This window comes from Isoptericola sp. MSGPD8_1_ISO-PGPR-S23-394, assembly GCF_058072785.1.
In genome coordinates this window covers 3,654,996-3,672,753 of sequence record NZ_CM176517.1, presented here as the reverse complement: position 1 = coordinate 3,672,753, position 17,758 = coordinate 3,654,996, and the positions used below count along the sequence as shown (strand labels likewise).

At 73.6% G+C, this 17,758-nt stretch carries 15 protein-coding genes and 1 pseudogene; 8 read left to right on the top strand and 8 right to left on the bottom strand.

Annotated elements, in window-relative coordinates; all coding sequences use genetic code 11:
• Window positions 1-41: 41 nt before the first annotated feature.
• Window positions 42-1,058, bottom strand: coding sequence for a LacI family DNA-binding transcriptional regulator (locus AC3RJ8_RS16900; RefSeq protein WP_489713710.1), 1,017 nt, complete (start codon window positions 1,056-1,058; stop codon window positions 42-44).
• Window positions 1,055-4,765, bottom strand: coding sequence for a glycosyl hydrolase 115 family protein (locus AC3RJ8_RS16895; protein WP_489713709.1), 3,711 nt, complete (start codon window positions 4,763-4,765; stop codon window positions 1,055-1,057). The genes AC3RJ8_RS16900 and AC3RJ8_RS16895 overlap by 4 nt, the downstream gene beginning before the upstream one ends.
• 109 nt (window positions 4,766-4,874) lie before the next feature.
• Between AC3RJ8_RS16895 and uxuA the strand changes: the two genes are divergently transcribed.
• Entirely contained in the window at window positions 4,875-6,056 is a 1,182-nt protein-coding gene (gene uxuA, locus AC3RJ8_RS16890; RefSeq protein WP_489713708.1) for a mannonate dehydratase, read from the top strand.
• Here the strand turns inward: uxuA and AC3RJ8_RS16885 are convergent.
• Entirely contained in the window at window positions 6,001-7,563 is a 1,563-nt protein-coding gene (locus AC3RJ8_RS16885; protein WP_489713707.1) for a carboxylesterase/lipase family protein, read from the bottom strand. The two genes, uxuA and AC3RJ8_RS16885, sit on opposite strands and share 56 nt — an antisense overlap.
• Window positions 7,564-7,677: 114 nt before the next feature.
• Between AC3RJ8_RS16885 and AC3RJ8_RS16880 the strand changes: the two are divergent.
• A pseudogene (locus AC3RJ8_RS16880) lies at window positions 7,678-8,304 on the top strand (MFS transporter); the annotation flags it as partial.
• Between the two features lie 41 nt (window positions 8,305-8,345).
• On the opposite strand, the gene AC3RJ8_RS16875 reads toward AC3RJ8_RS16880, so the two are convergent.
• From AC3RJ8_RS16875 to AC3RJ8_RS16855, 5 genes are read right to left on the bottom strand one after another with little or no spacing between them, the layout of a single operon-like run.
• Window positions 8,346-8,510 carry a hypothetical protein gene (locus AC3RJ8_RS16875; RefSeq protein WP_489713706.1) on the bottom strand — a complete coding sequence of 55 codons (165 nt, stop codon included), beginning with the start codon at window positions 8,508-8,510 and terminating at the stop codon, window positions 8,346-8,348.
• A gap of 16 nt (window positions 8,511-8,526) precedes the next feature.
• Window positions 8,527-8,799 carry a metal-sensitive transcriptional regulator gene (locus AC3RJ8_RS16870; protein WP_489713705.1) on the bottom strand — a complete coding sequence of 91 codons (273 nt, stop codon included), beginning with the start codon at window positions 8,797-8,799 and terminating at the stop codon, window positions 8,527-8,529.
• 18 nt (window positions 8,800-8,817) lie between these two features.
• Window positions 8,818-10,509 (bottom strand): FAD-dependent oxidoreductase, encoded by a 1,692-nt coding sequence (locus AC3RJ8_RS16865; protein ID WP_489713704.1) that lies wholly within the window; start codon window positions 10,507-10,509, stop codon window positions 8,818-8,820.
• A gap of 45 nt (window positions 10,510-10,554) precedes the next feature.
• The gene (locus AC3RJ8_RS16860; RefSeq protein ID WP_489713703.1) at window positions 10,555-11,571 is read right to left on the bottom strand and encodes an NADP-dependent oxidoreductase; all 1,017 of its coding nucleotides are present in this window, start codon (window positions 11,569-11,571) and stop codon (window positions 10,555-10,557) included.
• A 41-nt stretch (window positions 11,572-11,612) separates the two neighbouring features.
• Window positions 11,613-12,011, bottom strand: a complete 399-nt coding sequence (locus AC3RJ8_RS16855; RefSeq protein WP_489713702.1) for a DUF1304 domain-containing protein — start codon at window positions 12,009-12,011, stop codon at window positions 11,613-11,615.
• 98 nt (window positions 12,012-12,109) lie between these two features.
• On the opposite strand from AC3RJ8_RS16855, the gene AC3RJ8_RS16850 reads away from it, so the two are divergent.
• The 6 genes from AC3RJ8_RS16850 (at window position 12,110) to AC3RJ8_RS16825 (ending at window position 17,724) form a co-directional block, all read left to right on the top strand.
• A complete protein-coding gene (locus tag AC3RJ8_RS16850) occupies window positions 12,110-12,700 on the top strand; it encodes a TetR/AcrR family transcriptional regulator (protein ID WP_489713701.1) in 591 nt (196 codons plus the stop codon).
• Between the two features lie 176 nt (window positions 12,701-12,876).
• Entirely contained in the window at window positions 12,877-13,137 is a 261-nt protein-coding gene (locus AC3RJ8_RS16845) for a hypothetical protein (RefSeq protein ID WP_407319699.1), read from the top strand.
• 70 nt (window positions 13,138-13,207) lie between these two features.
• A complete protein-coding gene (glmS, locus tag AC3RJ8_RS16840) occupies window positions 13,208-15,046 on the top strand; it encodes a glutamine--fructose-6-phosphate transaminase (isomerizing) (protein ID WP_489713700.1) in 1,839 nt (612 codons plus the stop codon).
• 64 nt (window positions 15,047-15,110) lie between these two features.
• Window positions 15,111-16,055: a metal ABC transporter substrate-binding protein gene (locus AC3RJ8_RS16835; protein WP_489713699.1), complete on the top strand. Its 945-nt coding sequence runs from the start codon at window positions 15,111-15,113 to the stop codon at window positions 16,053-16,055.
• Window positions 16,052-16,864: a metal ABC transporter ATP-binding protein gene (locus AC3RJ8_RS16830; protein WP_489713698.1), complete on the top strand. Its 813-nt coding sequence runs from the start codon at window positions 16,052-16,054 to the stop codon at window positions 16,862-16,864. The genes AC3RJ8_RS16835 and AC3RJ8_RS16830 overlap by 4 nt, the downstream gene beginning before the upstream one ends.
• Window positions 16,861-17,724, top strand: a complete 864-nt coding sequence (locus tag AC3RJ8_RS16825) for a metal ABC transporter permease (protein WP_489713697.1) — start codon at window positions 16,861-16,863, stop codon at window positions 17,722-17,724. Before AC3RJ8_RS16830 ends, AC3RJ8_RS16825 begins: the two co-directional genes overlap by 4 nt.
• Window positions 17,725-17,758 lie beyond the last annotated feature (34 nt).

Here is a 17,758-nt window from a genome sequence, read left to right as displayed (position 1 = left end):
CTGCCCCTGCACTGCGCGAGACCTGCGCCCGGACGAGGCAGTCAGCCGGGCGCCGTGCCGGTCGACCCGCGCACGACGAGCCGGGTCGGCAGGGCGACGTCCCGGTCCGACGGTGGCACACCCGCTTCGTCGGCACCGCCCGTCCCGTCGAGGATCCCCAGCAGCTGCGCGGCGGCCCGGGCACCGAGCTCCTCGGCGGGCACCGCGACGGTGGTGAGCGCGGGCGTGGTGAGGTCGGCGCCGAACACGTCGTCGTGCCCCACGACGCTCAGACCGTCGGGTACCCGCACCCCCGTCTCGGTGAGTCGGTCGAGCGCGCCGAACGCGACGAGGTCGTTGTAGGCGAGCAGCGCGGAGGCGCCCGCGCCCCGGGCGGCGTCCGCGGCGGCCGGGCCGGCGTCGCGCCGCGGTGCGTGGTGGCCCAGGTCGGTGAACCGCACACCGAGGCGTGCACAGGTCTCGACGACGGCGCGGCGTCGCCGTTCGTCGGACCACGAGGTCGACGGCCCGCCCGCGTAGGCGACGTGCCGGTGGCCGTGCCGTGCCAGGTGCTCGACCGCCGCCTCGACCCCTTCGGTGCCGGTCGTGACGGCCGGGACCGCGGCGTCGGCCGCTTCCCGGTTGATCACGACGAGCGGGACCCGCCGTGCCCACCCGGCCAGCGCGGCGCGGTCGAGGCGCGATGCCGCCAGCACGATGCCGTCCACCCGGCCCGCCAACGCCTCCAGCACCTGCTCCTCGGACCGGGGCTCCTCCTCGACGTCGGCGACCACCTGCACCACGTCGTGGGCGCGCAGGTGCCGGGTCGAGCCGCGGACGAGCGACATGAAGAACGGGTTCGTGAGGTCCGGCACGACGAGCGCGACCGTGCCGGAGTGGCCGGAGCGGACCTGACGGGCGGCGACGCTGGGCACGTACCCCAGCTCGTCGGCGGCCTGCTGGACGCGCGCCGTCGTCGGGGGACTCACCCGTCCGGGACGGTGCAGGGCGCGGGAGGCCGTGGACACCGAGACTCCCGCGCGCGCGGCGACGTCGGCGAGCGTGGCCCGGCGGGTCACGTGCCGGCCGCCGGGTCGACGGACCGCGACTCGACCCACCGGTCGTCGACCGGCGGCCGTTCGTCGCCGAGCGTGAGGTAGAGCCGGTCGACCCGCAGCCCCGCCTTCCGGGCCAGCACGGACAGCACGTGCAGGCCGGCCGTGAGCTCGACGTCCGTGAGCTCGTGCCACACCCACGCCTGGGCGGTGCCGAAGCTGAACATTTCCCCGCCGCAGAACTGGTCCTCGGGCGGCAGCGGCGTGCCGTCCACGGCGAGGGTCAGCGCGTCGTCGGTGTCGGCGTCGAACTTCACCAGCACCCACACGGCGTACGTGCCGGGCCGGGGGACCTCGACGCGCAGGTGCAGGCCGGGAGCGAGGTGCGGGTCGTCCCAGCGGCGTCCGGGGGCGTCGACGTGCATCGCGAGCCCGGTGCGCCCGTCGGTCTCCGCCTGGGTGTGCGTCCAGCCCACCACCGGCTCGTCGGTGCTCGGTGTGGTCCACGCCCCGGGTGCCTGGCGCAGCGTGCGCTCCGCCTCCAGGGCGAGCACGCCGCCGTCGGCCACCGCGACGCCGCTCGAGAGCTGGGCGAGCACGTCCTTGGTGCCGGCCGGGCCGGGCCCGTACCGTTCGGGGCCGAGCCGCGGCTGGGCGACGACCTCGTTCCGCGTGAAGGTGGTGGGGGTCGACCAGTACGCGCGCGGCACGAACACCGCCTGGTGCGGAGGGACCTCGTCGGGCAGCACGCCGTAGAGGTTCCGCGCGACCCGGTCCAGCGCGTCCAGGTCGACCGACGCCGGGTCCGGGTCCTCCGGCCAGGACGCGGGCCGGCCGGCGCGCGCCGACGACGGCGGAGGCAGCGCCCCGCTGCGACGCTCGCCGGTCCACAGCACGAGCGAGGACAGCGAGAACCGCGCATCGACGACGTGCAGGCGCACGGTGTGCGCCCCGGCGGTGAGGAACGGCAGCCGGAGCGTCAGTCGCTCGACGTTCTCCACGACGGCCTGCGCCCACACCCCGCGGTGCTCGTCGGTGGTGGGGGACTCGACCACGACGGCGGGCTCGTCGTCCACGGACACCCCGACGCGCAGGCGGCCGGCGGCGTCCAGACCGGGGAACCGGAACAGCTCCAGCAGGTGAGCGCCCGCGGTCTCGAGGTGCACGCGGAAGCCCACCGTGCCGCCGTCGGGCAGCCGGGCCGGGTCGGCGCTCGCGGCGTGGCCGTGCGCCTCGAGCAGGCCGCCGCCGCCACGGCCCAGGCCGGGGACCACGACCCAGGAGCTCTCCGCGGTGTCGCGCCGCTCGTCCGGCGCGTCGGCAGGGAGGGACACACAACCGTCGGCCTCCAGCGCGCACCCGTCCTCGGGTGCCGAGCCGTCGGCGCCGGCGGGGCGGCGGGTCCGCACCGGGACGACGACGGTGCTGCCGTCGGTCTCGCAGCGCACGACGATCTTGCCCGCCCGGTCGGCGGCGTCCTGCGGCACGCGGACCGGGATCCGGCGCTCGGTGGTGACGGTGAACCGGGCGACACCGGACCCCGTGCCCAACTCGATCCACGGGTCGGCCTCGAGGGTGACCTCGATCGGCCCGGCACCGGTGGTGAACACCTCGATCCACTTCGACCGGGTGCCGTGGGCCGCGAAGTCGAGGGCGGGCGCGTCCCCGGGCAGCTCCTCGCCCCACACGACGACGCCGAGCCCCGGCGCGCCGATCTCCAGGGCCGGCCGGGCGGGCGGGAACAGGGCGGTGGCCGGGGGCGGGAAGTCCTCCGGCGTCATGATCCCGTCCCACTTCCCGCCGGACATGACGGTGTTGTACGCGCGGATCATGGCGCGCTTGTACCCGTCGAACGTCCGGGACAGGGCGAGGTGGTGGTCGGCGGCGGCCATCTTGCCCTGGGCGTACGCGAGCGCCGAGCGGTCGGCGTGCACGAACTGGGCGTTGGTCAGGTACGAGGCGTGCACCCGCAGGCCGACGAGCTGGAAGAACGCGTCCCGCTCCGCCGCGGGCAGCCCGGTCCAGACGGCCGACACCTCCTCGGCCAGGTGCCGCAGGCGGTCGAGCCGCCGGGCCGCCTCGTCGCCGGACGCCGTCTGCGAGAAGGCCCGGGCGGACAGGTGCTCGATCTTGCGCACGTCGGTGAGCTGGGCGAACTCCTCGACGACCGGTCCGATCCGCGCGCCGATGCCGCCGGAGAAGGACCGGTCGAGCCACTCGCGGGTCCATGCCGAGACGTCGGCCGTCGTCGCTGGGGCCCGGTGCGTGCCGCCCTCCACGGGGCTCTCCACGGGCCCTTCCGCGCGGCCGACCTCCCACGCGTACCGGAGGAAGAACTCGGTGTCCTGCTCGAGCGGCTTGAGGGCACCGACGTTGTCCACCCACAGGGTGCGGATGCCCCGGTCCCAGGCCGTGCGCAGCTCGTTCTTCATGTGCGCGAGCGGCATCGAGGAGATGAACAGGTAGCTGCGCGCCGGGGGCGACCAGTACGACGAGTGGTAGTACAGCCCGTGGCCGCCGCGCCGCCGTCGTTCGTCCTCGTCGGGGAACCGGCGGACGTGCCCGAAGCTGTCGTCCGACCAGATGAGCGTGACGTCGTCGGGGATCTCGACGCCGTCGTCGTAGAGCGGCAGCACCTCCTTGTACGGGACGAAGCACTGCAGCTCGCCGACGGCGTGCTCGGCGCCGAGCTCGTGGGCGAGGAGCGCTCGCTGGTCGTCGATCAGCCGGTTCAGGAGCGTGACGCGCGCGCGGTGCTTCTCGTCCGGCGAGAGGTCGGCGTCCTCGTCGATGCGCGAGGTGACGAACCCGGAGTCGTGGATGCCGCGCATGCCGACGGTCCAGCCGACCTCGTAGTCGGCGTTCTGCTGGATGCTCTCCCGCCAGTACTGGTGCAGCAGGTCGCGGTTGGCGCCCTCGATCGAGTAGTCGTACTCGACGTGGCGGCCGGCCCGGGACTGCTCGGCGGCCCAGGGGGCCCACTCGTGCTCGTTGGAGCGCAGCAGCATGTCGCAGTGGCTGGTCCCGATGACGATGCCGGCCTCGTGCGCGAGCCGGCCGTTCTCCGGGTCCGCGTTGAACGCGTTGACGTGCATGGCGGGCCACAGGTAGTTGCCCTTGAGGCGCAGGACGAGCTCGAACACGTGGGCGTAGAGGGTCGGCCCGATGGTGCCGTCCGGGGTGTGCTTCCGTGCCCAGGCGTCGAGCTCCTCCTCGTCGTTGAGGAAGATGCCGCGGTAGCGCACCGAGGGTCGGTCGGCGTGGTCGGTGTCGCACGCGACGGTGAGGTGCTCGCGCTCGCGGACCGGCACGTCGGCGAACCAGTGCCACGGCGAGACGCCGGCGCGCTCGCACAGGTCGTAGACGCCGAAGACGGTGCCGCGCCGGTCGGCGCCCACGATCCAGAGCTGGTCGCCGACCGCCCGGACGAGGAACGCCTCCCACGCCGGGGCGCCGTCGTGGTCGAGGAGCGCGGCGACGTCGAGGCGGCCGTCGGCGACGGCGTCGTCCACCAGGCGGCTCGTGCCGAGCGTGCCGACGACGACGGTGGCGCGGTCCGCGTGCTCGCCCTGCTTCACCGTGGCCCCCGGGCAGACGCGGCCGAGGTCGTCGACGAGGTGACCGACGGCGCGGAACACGGCGGTGGGCTCGGCCGGGTCGACGGCGATCATCGTCGTGGTGCCGGGCGTGGCCAGCGTGGTGCCGGCGCGGTCGTCGATGACGTAGCTCATGCGACGACCCTAGGGTGCAAACGTTTGTCGGTCCAGCAATCCCGCTGTGCTTGACCCCGGGCGAGTTGCGTGACAACGTTTGCCATCGGCGAGGAAGCGGAGGACGGCGATGGAGCACACCTGGCGATGGTTCGGCCCGCGGGACCCGATCACCCTGGCGGACGTCCGCCAGACCGGGGCGACCGGCGTCGTGACGGCGTTGCACGACGTCCCCAACGGCGAGGTCTGGACCGTCGAGGCGATCACCGAGCGCCGCGAGATGATCGAGGCGGCCGGCCTGCGCTGGTCGGTCGTGGAGAGCATCCCCGTGCACGACGACGTCAAGCGTCGGGCCCCGGGCTACGAGCGGTGGCTCGAGACGTACGCCCAGAGCGTGCGCAACGTCGCGGCCTGCGGCATCGATGTCGTCTGCTACAACTTCATGCCGGTCCTGGACTGGGTCCGCACGGACCTGGCCTACCCGCTGCCCGACGGCGCGCTGGCGCTGCGGTTCGACCAGGACGCCTTCGCCGCGTTCGACCTGTTCCTGCTCCGGCGGCCGGGCGCCGAGGACGACTACACGGACGCCGAGTTCGACCGGGCGCGTCGGCACCTCGACGCCATGACGCCCCCGGAGGTCGACCGGCTCGTCGCGACCGTCTCGGCCGGGCTCCCGGGCTCGGAGGAGACGTGGACGCTCGACGGGCTGCGTGCCGAGCTCGCCGCCTACGCCGAGGTGGACGAGGCGTCCCTGCGCGCGGCGCTCGTCGAGTTCCTCGAGGCGATCGTCCCCGTCGCCGAGGAGTGCGGCGTCCGCCTCGGTATCCACCCCGACGACCCGCCGCGCCCCGTGCTCGGCCTGCCGCGGATCATGTCCACCGCCGCGGACGCGCGCTGGCTTCTCGACGCCGTCCCGAACCCGGCGAGCGGGCTCACGTTCTGCACCGGCTCCTTCGGCGTGCTGCCCGAGAACGACCTCGTCGCGATGGTCGACGAGCTTGCTCCCCGCATCCACTTCGCGCACCTGCGCTCCACCCGCCGCGAGGCCGACCCGCGCACCTTCCACGAGGCGTCCCATGTGGGCGGGGACGTCGACATGGTGGGCGTGATCGACGCCCTGGTCCGTGAGGAGCTGCGTCGCGAGGCCGAGGGCGGAGCCCGCATCCCGATGCGCCCGGACCACGGCCACCTGCTGCTGGCCGAGCAGGCCTCCGAGCGCGCGTCGGCCGTCCCCGGCTACTCCCTGGTCGGGCGGCTCAAGGGGCTCGCCGAGCTGCGCGGCGTCGAGCTGGCGGTGCGGCACCAGCGCTGACCTCGCCCCCGAGCGGTGTTCCGGAGGAGCGGACCAGCGGGTCCACGTCCGCGTACGCGTCGGTCTGCTCGGCGGGGCCGGTCGTGTCCCAGACGCGCGCGGTTCCCGGGGCGTCGGTCCAGGCGGTCCACCCGGGGTCGAGCGTGCGGACGAACGCCGCCGCCGCGCCGTGCACGTCGTCGGCCAGGTGCTGCGGGGGATCGTCCCCGGCGATCGCGTCGACCCCCGGCGCCCCGAGGACGTCGAAGAAGAACGGCACGTCGAGGCAGTGCAGCGCGATGCCGTGCGTCGGGGACGGCCAGGAGAACCGGTAGGTCCAGGTCGCTGCGGGTCCGGCCGCGTCGCCGCGGGCCCGGGCGATCTGCACCACCTCGCGCCGGAACACCATGTCGGTGACGAACCTGCCGAGGAGCCGCGTCGTGCCCTGTGCACGCAGGTCGGCGTTCGCCTCCAGGTAGGCGCGTCGCCGGGCCCGCGGGACTCTCAGCAGGGTCAGGGCGAGGTTCGGAGGGATCCACCGGAGCAACCGCCGGCTGCCGTCGAGCACCATCGAGAACTCGTCGTCGGCCGTACCGAGCACGAGCGGCTTGTCCGCACCGACCCCGGCGCGGAGAGACGCGCTCGTCGGGCGGGGGATCAGGTCGCCGTCCACGACCGGGCCCAGGGAGATGCTGTTGGTCAGCTCGTCGACGGCGATCGTGAGCGGCCCGCCCGGAGGCCGTGCCGCCTTCTTCTGCAGCTCGACGACCCGGGCTCCTAGCGCGCTCCGGAAGCCGTCGAGCGTGGGAGGGACACCGAGGGCCTCGCCGAGGCGTCCCGCGACCTGGCGGGCGCGGTCCTCGGCGACGTCTGCGAGGGCGCCGGACAGGCACCACGCGGCACGGAAGAGGTGCTGGGCCGCCGGCATCCCGAGCAGCGTGAGCACCGCACCACCGCCGGCCGACTGGCCGGCGATCGTCACCCGGTCCGGGTCGCCACCGAACGCCGCGATGTTCTGCTGCACCCACTCCAGCGCGAGGAGCCAGTCGCGCACGCCCCGGTTCGACGGAGCGCCGTCGATCCATCCGAAGCCGTCGAAGCCGAGCCGGTACGACAGCGTCACGGTGACGACGCCGTCGCGCGCGAACCCTGCGCCGTCGTACCAGGGGCTCGCCGGCGAGCCCGAGGTGTAGCCGCCGCCGTGGACGTAGACGAGCACGGGCAGGCGCGCGCCGACGCCAGGGTCCGGGGTGAAGACGTTGACGTTCAAGGTGGCGTCGCCGGCGACGGACGGTTCGGGGATGAGCGTGATGCCGGTGTCCCCACGTTGCGGCGTCGGGCCGAACGCGGTCGTGTCGCGCACACCGTCCCATCCCGCGTGCGGTACGGGGGCGGCGAGACGGCGGTCACCCGTGGGCGGTGCGGCGTAGGGGATGCCGAGGAATACGGCCAGCGGTGTCCCGGTGTCTCCCCGCCACGTTCCGCGCACGCGGCCGCCGCGCGTCGCGACCTCGGGATCTGTGCTCACCACGCGTGGCCCCCCTCGTCGTCCGACGAGGCCAGCGTAAGCGGAGGCCGTTCCGCGGGCCCGGACGACCCGTCGTCGCCACCGGCGAGGCCGCCCGGGAGCGACTGCGCGAGGATGGTCCGGATGGGCACCGAGACCACGCCGGGGCGACGGCCCGGCCCGGCGGCACGCCGGGCGCGCGCCGCCGTCGCCGCGCTGTTCCTCACCAACGGAGCGCTGTTCGCGAACCTGCTGCCCCGCTACCCGGAGATCAAGACGTCCCTGGAGCTCACCAACACGGTCTACGGCCTCGCCGTCGTCGCGTTCTCGGCGGGTGCGGTCGCGTGCGGGCTCGCGGCAGGCCCGCTGGTGCGCCGGTTCGGCTCCGCGCGCGTCGCTGCGTTCGGCACGCTGCTGACGGCGGTCGGGGTGCTGTGCGCCGGGCTGTCCCCGACGCTCGGCCTGTTCGTCGGCGCCCTGTTCGTCGCGGGCGGGTCGGACGCGCTCACCGACGTCGGTCAGAACGCCCACGGCCTGCGCGTGCAGCGCCGGTACGGCCGGTCGATCTTCAACTCCTTCCACGCCCTGTGGTCGATCGGGGCCGTGGTCGGCGGGGGGATGGCAGCCCTGGCGATCACGCTCGGCGTCCCCCTCGGTGTGCACCTCGCCGTCTCGGGTGCACTGTTCTCCACCGTGGCGTTCGTGGCGCTGCGCTTCTGCCTGCCGGGGCTCGACGGCGCGGAACGGGCGGACGAGGAGCGAGTCGCCACGGCGCGGAGTCTCGCCCCCCGGAGTCGACGGCCTCAGCGCCCGAACAGCCGGGCGAGGAACCCTCCGGTCGGGGCCTCGTGGTCGTGCCCGCCGCACCACTGCGCGGCGGGCACGCTGCGGCGCACGTCGTCGACGTGCTGGCCGCAGCCGCTCCAGGTGGTCTTGCCGCAGGTGCGGCAGGTGACGGGTCGACACATGGTGGTGCTCCTTCGGTCAGGCGAGGGTGAGGAAGAGCTTCTCGAGCTCGTCGGCCGTCAGGCCGTCCTCGGTGGTCTGGTCGGGGTCGGACAGGCAGTCCTGCATGGCGGTGGAGATGACGGCGTAGCCCGCCCTGTCGAGGGCGCTGGAGACGGCGGAGAGCTGGGTGACGACGTCGCGGCAGGGCTTGCCGGTCTCGACGGCGGTGATGAGGGCGTCGAGCTGGCCGCGGGCGCGCTTGAGCCGGTTGGCGATCTTGCGCTGGGCCGCGGGGTCCGGGATGGCCATGAGGGGTCTCCTGAGGTGTCAGCCGGCGAGCGCCGGTTCGTGGGTGGTGAGCAGCTCGTCGGCGGCGGGGCCGAGGGCGGCGCGCAGCGTGAGCATCCCGCCGGACAGCGACGCGGAGTCGAGACCGGCCTGCACGAGGACGCGGTGGGCGATGTGCGACCGCACGCCGGAGCCGCACAGCGCCCGGACGGGCCGGCCGGCGGCGGCCTCCCGGACCTCGTCGAGGCGTTCGCGCAGCTCGGTGTGCGGGACGTTGAGCGACCCGGGGAGGTGACCGGTCGCGAACTCGGCGCGGCTGCGGACGTCCAGGACGAGCGCCTCGGCCGTCACCGCGTCGAGCTCCGCGACGTGCCAGGTCCGCAGCGTGCCGTCGAGCACGTTGCTCGCCGCCATCCCGGCGAGGTTCACCGGGTCCTTGGCGGCGCCGTACGGCGGGGCGTAGGCGAGGTCCAGGTCGATGAGGTCCTCGACGTGCAGGCCGGCGCGGAGCGCGGTCGCGAGCACGTCGATGCGCTTGTCGACCCCGGCACGGCCGACGGCCTGCGCGCCGAGGAGGCGGCCGTCGTCGGCGCCGAAGTGCACGACGAGGTGGATCTGCTCGCCGCCGGGGAACCAGCCGACGTGGTGGCTGGGGTGCAGGTGCAGGGTGTGGAAGGCGGTGCCCGCCGCGGCGAGCGCGGCGCGGTTGGCCCCGGTGGTGGCGGCGGTGAGCTTGCCGACGCGGACGACGGCGGTCCCGACGGCCGCGGGGATCGGCCGGGCGGACGCCGGGCGCAGGATGTGGTCCGCGACGAGGCGTCCGGCGCGGTTCGCCGGTCCCGCCAGCGCGACCGGGCGCCGCGCGCCGGTGACGGCGTCGGTGCTGACGGTCGCGTCACCGACCGCCCACACGTCGGGGAGGTTGGTGCGGCCATGCTCGTCGACGACGATCGCACCGCGCTCGGTCTCGACACCGGCCCGTTGGAACACCTCGGTGTCGGGACGGACGCCCACTGAGAGGACGACGAGGTCGGCGGCGGCGTGCGTGCCGTCGGCGAGGACGACGACGTCGTGCTCGGACCCGGGAAGGACCTCGGTGGCGGCGACGCCGGCGCGGACGGTCACGCCGAGCCGCCGGAGCTCGTCGGTCACGAGCGACGCGAGCTCGGGCTCCAGCGGAGGGAGCACGTGGTCGGCGAGCTCGACCACGGTGACGTCGAGGCCCTGCTGGGCGAGGGCCTCGGCGGCCTCCAGCCCGATGAACCCGGCGCCGAGCACGACGGCGCGGCGGGCGCCCGCGGTGATCCGGTCCCGCAGGGCGGTGGCGTCGGCGACGGTGCGCAGGGTGCGCACGCGCGGCGAGTCGAGGCCGGGCACCGGCGGTCGGACGGCCTGCGCGCCGGGCGAGAGCAGGAGCGCGTCGTAGCCGAGCGTCTCGGTGCCTGCCACGGTCCGGACGGTGAGCGTGCGGGACGCGGCGTCGAGCCCGACGACGTCGTGCCGCGTGCGCACGTCGAGGTTCAGCGCGGCCCGCAGGGACTCGGGCGTCTGGACGAGGAGGGAGTCGGCGGCAGGGATCTCACCACTGACGTGGTACGGCAGCCCGCACCCGGCGAACGAGACGTGCTCGCCCCGGTCGAGGACGATGATCTCGGCGCTCTCGTCGAGACGCCGCGCCCGGGCGGCGGCGCTCATGCCGCCGCCGACCCCACCCACGATGACGATTCTCATGCGGTCGACGCTAATACCCCCGGGGGTATTTGTCGAACCGCCTGGTCACGCGTTCGTGCGCACCACCATCTTGCCGACGTTGCCGCCGCGCATCATGTCCAGGAAGGCCTGCGGTGCGTTCTCGATGCCGTCGACGACGGTCTCGTCGTAGGCGATCCTGCCCTCGGAGAACCAGCCCGACATGAGCTCCTGGAACCGGGGGGCGTGGTCCATGTAGCTCGGCAGCGTGAAGCCCTGGAGCGTCAGGCTCCGCGTGACGATGTTGGCCAGGTTGTCCGGCCCGGGCGTGCGCTCGGTGTCGTTGTACTGCGAGATGGCGCCGCACAGGGCGACGCGCCCACCGGTGTTCATGCGGTCCAGCGCCGCTTCCAGATGGTCGCCGCCGACGTTGTCGAAGAACACGTCGACGCCGTCGGGCGTGACCTCGCGCAGCTGGCGCCGCACGGGGGCGTCCTTGTAGTTGAACGCGGCGTCGTACCCGTACTTGCCGGTCAGCAGCTCGACCTTCTCGGCCGATCCCGCCGAGCCGATCACTTGCGAGGCGCCGAGCAGGCGGGCGATCTGCCCGACGGCCGTACCCACGGCGCCGGCCGCACCGGAGACGAACACGGTGTCGCCCTCGCGCAGGCCGGCGACGGCGGTGAGGCCGACGTAGGCGGTGAGCCCGGTCAGGCCGAAGATGCCGAGGTAGAGCGACAGTGGCGCGCCGGGGATCTCCGGCACCACCTGGAAGCCGCGGGCGTCCTCCTGGACGACGTCACGCCAGCCGTGCTGGTGCTGGACCACCGCGCCGACCGGGACGTCGTCGGACGCGGACTCGACGACGCGGCCGACGGCGCCGCCCGTCATGGTCTCGCCGAGCGCGAAGGGCGGGACGTAGCTCTTGGCGTCGTTCATGCGGCCCCGCATGTACGGGTCGACGGAGACGAACTCGTTGACGACGCGCACCTGGCCGGGCTCGAGGTCGCCGTAGGTCACCTGGACGGTGCGGAAGGTGTCCTCGGTGGGCCAGCCGGTGGGGCGGGCGGCGAGCTGGACCTGGGTGGACGTGACGTCGGACATGGTGAACCTGCCTTGCTTCGAGGTCGGGTGGGACGAACGTCTCAGAGGAGGAGGCCCGTCGCGAGCGCGACGACGGCGAGCAGCGGCACAACGCCCTGCTTCAGCGCCGCGCCGCGCTTGCCGGGCGACGACACGAGCAGCACCAGGGCGGCGGCCGCCATCGAACCCGTGCCGGCGAGCGTGAGGGCCGTGCCGGCGGCGTCGAGCCCCGAGCCTTCGGTGCCGACGACGGCCAGCACGATGCCGACGGCCGTGACGACCGCGAGGAAGAGGTTGTAGAAGCCCTGGTTGAAGGCCAGCTCGCGGGTCGCGGCGGCCTCCTGCTCGGTGGTGCCGAACACGGCGCGCGCACGCGTGGTCCAGACGACCGACTCCAGCCAGAAGATGTAGACGTGGAGGGCTGCGGCCAGCGCTGCCAGGACGAGTCCGGCGACGGTCATCGGGTGCTCCCTGCTCGGGTGGTGCGGCGGGACGACTTCTGAAACGATCGGTTCACAATATATACTGGAACGATCGTTCCAACAACCGGAGGCGCGCGATGGGCAGGGTGCAGGCGTTCGAGACCGATCGCGTGGTGCGGGCGGCGCTCGGCGTGTTCTGGCGCTCCGGCTTCGAGGCGGCGTCCGTCCCGGCGCTCGAAGAGGCGACCGGGCTGAACCGGTCGAGCATCTATCACGCGTTCGGGTCCAAGCGAGGGCTCTTCGACGCGGCCGTGCAGACCTACCTCGACGACGTCGTCCGCCCCCGGCTCCGCCCGCTGCTCGCCGACCCGGTCGCCCCGGACGCCGTCGTGGACTACTTCACGGGGCTGCGTGACGCGCTCGCACGCACCGGCGAGATCCAGGCGGACAGCGGCTGCCTGCTCGTCAACACCTCCGGCGCGCCGATCTCCCGGGACGAGGCGGTGCGCCGGACCGTGGCCGACTACCGGGCCGAGCTCCGCGCGGCGCTGGGCCGCGGCGTCGACGCCCGGTACCCGGGGCGCGGCCGTGCCGAGCGCGACCGGCTGGCGGACCTGTGCACGTCGCTCGTGGTCAGCGCCTTCGCGCTCGTCCGTGTCGACCCGGACGGTGCGACCGGCTCGCTGGACAGCGCGCTGATGCTGCTCGAGGCCGACACGGGCGCCTGAGCACGATCCACGAGCGTCCCTGTTCGTCAGGAATCAGCACCGGATTCCTGACGAACAGAGACGCTCGTGGCGGATGCCCCCGGCTGAGCGGACCCCGCGAGCGGTAGACGGGGCATTCTCTGCCCGAAGTCGGGCAGATTCTGGACACTCGTGCTCGAGGGGCGCATGATGAACCGGTGACCGATGCCGACCTCGTCTCCCGCGTGGCCCTGACGACGGGCCTGAGCCCGTCCGAGGCTGCGCGTGTGGTCGACGACGTCATCGCCTGGTACGCCGAACCGGTGGAGGACGTCGTCCGACGTCGGCACGCGGCCCTCCAGGCGGCGGGCCACCGCAACGCCGAGATCTACGCGCGCATCGCCGCGGAGCTGCGCGAGCGCGTCGTGGCGGCGCCGGACCTCACCGAGCGCCAGGTCCGCCGGCTCGTCTACGGATAGGCAGCGGGCGCTCGCCCGCAGCCACTCCTCCGCCCCTCTCATCCCTCTCTCAGCCAGGAGCACCCAGCACATGTGCGGAATCGTCGGCTACGTCGGCCCCCAGCAGGCAGCACCCGTCCTCGTCGAGGGCCTGACGCGTCTGGAGTACCGCGGCTACGACTCGGCCGGGATCGCCGTGCTCAACCCGCGCTCGACGGCGCACCCCTCGCGCGTCGTCCGCGCCCAGGGTCGCGTCCGCGACCTCGAGGCCGCCCTGCCCGCGCGTCTGGCCGGCACCACCGGCATCGGCCACACCCGGTGGGCCACCCACGGCGAGCCGAGCGAGCGCAACGCCCACCCGCACACCTCCGGCGACGGTCGCGTGCACGTGGTCCACAACGGCATCATCGACAACTTCGCGACGCTGCGCAGCCGTCTGGCCGACGACGGCGTCGAGCTGACCTCCGACACGGACACCGAGGTGGTCGCCCACCTCGTGGCGCGCGAGCTCGCGACCGGGCTGACCCTGGAGGACGCGGTGCGTGCCGCCGTCGGGCAGATCGTGGGGACCTACGCGCTGGCCGTGCTGGACACCCAGTCCCCCGAGCGGGTGGTCGTGGCCCGCAACGGCTCGCCGTTGCTGCTCGGTGTGGGTGACGGCGAGATGTTCGTCGCCTCGGACCCCGCCGCGATCGTGCGGCACACCAGCCAGGTCGTGCTGCTCGACGACGGCGACTTCGCCACCGTCACCGCCGACGGCTTCCACAGCTTCACCGACGACGAGGCGCGGACGGCGCGGGCCGCCGTCACCATCGACCTCACGGTCGAGGAGCTGGAGCTGGGCGGGCACGACCACTTCATGCACAAGGAGATCCACGAGCAGCCGGAGTCCGTCGAGCGGATGCTCACCGGGCGCCTCGACGACCGCTTCGGCACCGCCAAGCTCGCCGGCCTCAACCTCGAGCCGCGCGACCTGCGCCGCTTCGAGCGCGTCAAGGTGCTCGGCTGCGGGTCCGCCTACTACGTCGGTCAGCTCGGCGCCTCGATGATCGAGGACCTGGCGCGCATCCCCGCCGACGCCGAGCCCGCCAGCGAGTTCCGGTACCGCAACCCCATCATCGAGCCGAGCACGCTCTACGTGGTCGTCAGCCAGTCCGGCGAGACCGCCGACACGCTCTTCGCCGTCCGCGAGGTGCAGCGCAAGGGCGGCACCGTCGTCGGCCTCGTCAACGCCGTGGGCTCGTCCATCGCCCGGGAGGTCGACGGCGGGATCTACCTGCACGCGGGCCCCGAGGTCGCGGTCGCCTCGACCAAGGCGCTGACGCACATGTCCATCGGCTTCGCGCTGCTGGCGCTCACGCTCGGTCGGGTGCACGACCTGTCGTTCGCCGACGGCCGGCGCATCATCGCCGGGCTGCGGGCGATCCCCGGCCAGATCGCCGAGATCCTGGCCGGCGAGGAGGAGCTCGCCGCCGCCGCGAAGGAGCTCTCGACGGCTCCGAGCCTGTTCTTCGTGGGTCGCGTGCGCGGCTACCCCGTCGCGCGGGAGGGGGCCCAGAAGTTCAAGGAGATCACCTACCGGCACGCCGAGGCGTACCCGACGAGCGAGCTCAAGCACGGCCCGCTCGCCCTCATCAGCCCGGAGCTGCCGTCGGTGGCGATCATCCCGGACGACGACCTCGTGGAGCGGAACATCACCGCGGCGCAGGAGATCCGTGCCCGCGGTGGTGCCGTGGTCGCGATCACCCACCCGGGTGTCGAGCTGGGCACTGCGGCGACCGCGCGCATCGAGGTGCCGCGCAACGAGGTCGAGCTGGACCCGATCCTCCTGACCATCCCCACCCAGCTCCTCGGGTACCACGCCGCCGTCGCGCTGGGCGAGGACGTCGACCGCCCGCGCAACCTCGCGAAGTCCGTCACCGTGGAGTGATCCGCGGCGCGTCACCGCACCCCGTCGGTCGCGACGGGGTGTGGTGACGGCCTATAGTTTCGGTATGCCGAAACTTTGGACACGGAGGTCCGGATCCGGGGTGGCCGTGCTCGTGGGCGTCGGGCTCCTCGTCGCCTGCACGGCCCCGGCCGGGGGAGAGCCCGCCGACGACCGCCCCGTCGTGCTGACCACCTTCACCGTGCTCGGAGACATCGCCGAGCACGTCGCGGGCGACCATCTGCGGGTCGAGTCGATCACCAAGGTCGGCGCCGAGATCCACGGGTACGAGCCCACGCCGGGGGACGTGCGCAAGGCGTCCGACGCCGACCTGATCCTGGACAACGGCCTCAACCTCGAGGCGTGGTTCGGCCAGTTCGTGCAGGACGCCGACGCCGAGCACGTCGTCGTGTCCGACGGTGTCGAGGTGCTCGACATCGCCGAGGACGCCTACGCCGGCACGCCGAACCCACACGCGTGGATGAGCCCGCTCAACGTCCAGACGTACGTCGACAACATGGCCGACGCGTTCGCCGAGCTCGCTCCCGAGCACGCCGACGACTTCGCCGCCAACGCCGAGGCCTACCGCGCGGAGCTGCAGGCCGTGCAGGACGAGCTCGTCGCCGAGCTCGAGACCCTGCCGGCCGAGCAGCGGGCCCTGGTCACCTGCGAGGGGGCGTTCTCCTACCTCGCTCGCGACGCCGGCCTGACCGAGCAGTACCTGTGGGCCGTCAACGCTGAGCAGCAGGCCACCCCGCAGCAGGTCGCCGACGTCATCGAGTTCGTCGAGGCGAACGACGTGCCCGCGGTGTTCTGCGAGTCCACGGTGTCCGACGCCGCGATGCAGCAGGTCGTCGAGGCCACGGGGACGACCTTCGGCGGCACGCTGTACGTCGACTCCCTCTCCGAGGCCGACGGGCCGGTGCCCACCTACCTCGACCTGGTCCGCCACGACGCCGACCTCATCGTCGCCGGGCTGACCGGCGGGTCATCCGGCGGGTCCGGCGCATGAGCGCCGCCGCGGACGGTCCGGTGAGCAGCCCGGCGGGCGAACCCGTGATCGAGACGGACCGGCTCACCGTCCGGTACGGCGACGTGCTCGCGCTGGACGGCGTGAGCCTGCGTATCGGCGCCGGCACGGTGTGCGGCCTCGTGGGGATGAACGGCTCGGGCAAGTCCACCCTGTTCAAGGCCGTCATGGGGATGGTCGACGTGGCGCACGGCGGCGTGCGGGTCGACGGCGGCACCCCGGCCCGCGCCCGTCGTCGCGGCGCGGTGGGGTACGTCCCGCAGACCGAGGCGGTCGACTGGGGGTTCCCCGTCTCCGTGCGCGACGTGGTGATGACGGGCCGCTACGGTCACCTCGGGATCACGCGGCGCCCCCGGGCGGCGGACCGGGCCGCCGTCGACGAGGCGCTGGAACGGGTGGGGCTCGCCGACCTGGCGGACCGGCAGATCGGCCGGCTCTCCGGCGGGCAGCGCAAACGGGCCTTCGTCGCCCGCGGCATCGCGCAGGACGCGCGGATCCTGCTGCTCGACGAGCCGTTCGCCGGGGTGGACAAGCGTTCCGAGGCGACGCTGGTGCGGCTCCTGCGCGAGCTCGCCGCCGACGGCCGGACCGTCGTGGTCTCCTCGCACGACCTGCACGCCCTGCCGCGGCTGGCCGACGGGGCGATCCTGCTGCTGCGCCGGGTGCTGTTCCACGGTCCGGTCTCCGAGGCGCTGCAGCCGCGCAACCTGGCACGCACGTTCGGGCTCGACACGGACCTCGACGTGCACCCCGACGTGCCGCCGGACGTGTTCGGCGGTGGCGCCGCATGAGCCCCGTGGACCTCCTCGAGCTGATCCTCGAACCGCTGTCCTACGACTTCATGGTCCGCGCGTTCGTCACCACCACCATCGCCGCCGTCGTGGCCGCGCTGCTGTCCTGCTGGCTGGTGCTCATCGGCTGGTCGCTCATGGGCGACGCCGTCTCGCACGCGGTCCTCCCCGGCGTGGTGCTGGCCTACGTCGTCGGAGCGCCGTTCGCCCTCGGCGCGCTGGTGTTCGGGGGCCTGGCGGTGGTGCTGATCGGCGCCGTGCGGGACTCCGGGCGGGTCAAGGAGGACGCGGCGATCGGCATCGTGTTCACCACCCTCTTCGCGCTCGGGCTCGTGCTCGTCTCGGTGACACCCAGCCAGACCGACCTGAGCCACATCGTCTTCGGCAACGTGCTGGGCGTGTCCTCGGCCGAGCTGGTGCAGGTGGCCGTCCTCGCCGTCGTCGGCTCGACGGTGCTGCTGGTCAAGCGGCGCGACCTGGTGCTCTTCGCGTTCGACCCCACGCACGCCCACGCGATCGGGCTGTCCACGCGGTGGCTGAGCGCGCTGCTGCTCGGGGTGCTCGCCCTGACCGCCGTCGTGGCGCTGCAGGTGGTCGGGGTGATCCTCGTGGTGGCGATGCTCATCATCCCGGGCGCGACGGCGTCGCTCCTGACGGACCGGTTCGGCCGGATGCTCGTGCTCGCGCCCTTGATGTCGGCCGTGTGCTCGATCACCGGGATCTACCTGTCGTACTGGCTGGACGCGGCCTCGGGCGGCCTCGTCGTGCTGGTGCAGGGCGCGGTGTTCGCCGTCGTGCTGCTGACGAGCCCGCGGTACGGGCCGCTGCGACGCTGGCGCCGCGTCCGCCAGGTGTCCTGACGGCGAGGTCCCGCGGGCCCGGCGTGCGCGGACC

What these genes read in the sequence shown, in the direction of transcription:
- AC3RJ8_RS16895 (WP_489713709.1), bottom strand. Translation starts at nt 4,765, where the DNA reads ATGAGCTACGTCATCGACGACCGCGCCGGCACCACGCTGGCCACGCCC.
- uxuA (WP_489713708.1), top strand. Translation starts at nt 4,875, where the DNA reads ATGGAGCACACCTGGCGATGGTTCGGCCCGCGGGACCCGATCACCCTG.
- AC3RJ8_RS16875 (WP_489713706.1), bottom strand. Translation starts at nt 8,510, where the DNA reads ATGTGTCGACCCGTCACCTGCCGCACCTGCGGCAAGACCACCTGGAGC.
- AC3RJ8_RS16870 (WP_489713705.1), bottom strand. Translation starts at nt 8,799, where the DNA reads ATGGCCATCCCGGACCCCGCGGCCCAGCGCAAGATCGCCAACCGGCTC.
- AC3RJ8_RS16865 (WP_489713704.1), bottom strand. Translation starts at nt 10,509, where the DNA reads ATGAGAATCGTCATCGTGGGTGGGGTCGGCGGCGGCATGAGCGCCGCC.
- AC3RJ8_RS16860 (WP_489713703.1), bottom strand. Translation starts at nt 11,571, where the DNA reads ATGTCCGACGTCACGTCCACCCAGGTCCAGCTCGCCGCCCGCCCCACC.
- AC3RJ8_RS16855 (WP_489713702.1), bottom strand. Translation starts at nt 12,011, where the DNA reads ATGACCGTCGCCGGACTCGTCCTGGCAGCGCTGGCCGCAGCCCTCCAC.
- AC3RJ8_RS16850 (WP_489713701.1), top strand. Translation starts at nt 12,110, where the DNA reads ATGGGCAGGGTGCAGGCGTTCGAGACCGATCGCGTGGTGCGGGCGGCG.
- glmS (WP_489713700.1), top strand. Translation starts at nt 13,208, where the DNA reads ATGTGCGGAATCGTCGGCTACGTCGGCCCCCAGCAGGCAGCACCCGTC.
- AC3RJ8_RS16835 (WP_489713699.1), top strand. Translation starts at nt 15,111, where the DNA reads ATGCCGAAACTTTGGACACGGAGGTCCGGATCCGGGGTGGCCGTGCTC.
- AC3RJ8_RS16830 (WP_489713698.1), top strand. Translation starts at nt 16,052, where the DNA reads ATGAGCGCCGCCGCGGACGGTCCGGTGAGCAGCCCGGCGGGCGAACCC.
- AC3RJ8_RS16825 (WP_489713697.1), top strand. Translation starts at nt 16,861, where the DNA reads ATGAGCCCCGTGGACCTCCTCGAGCTGATCCTCGAACCGCTGTCCTAC.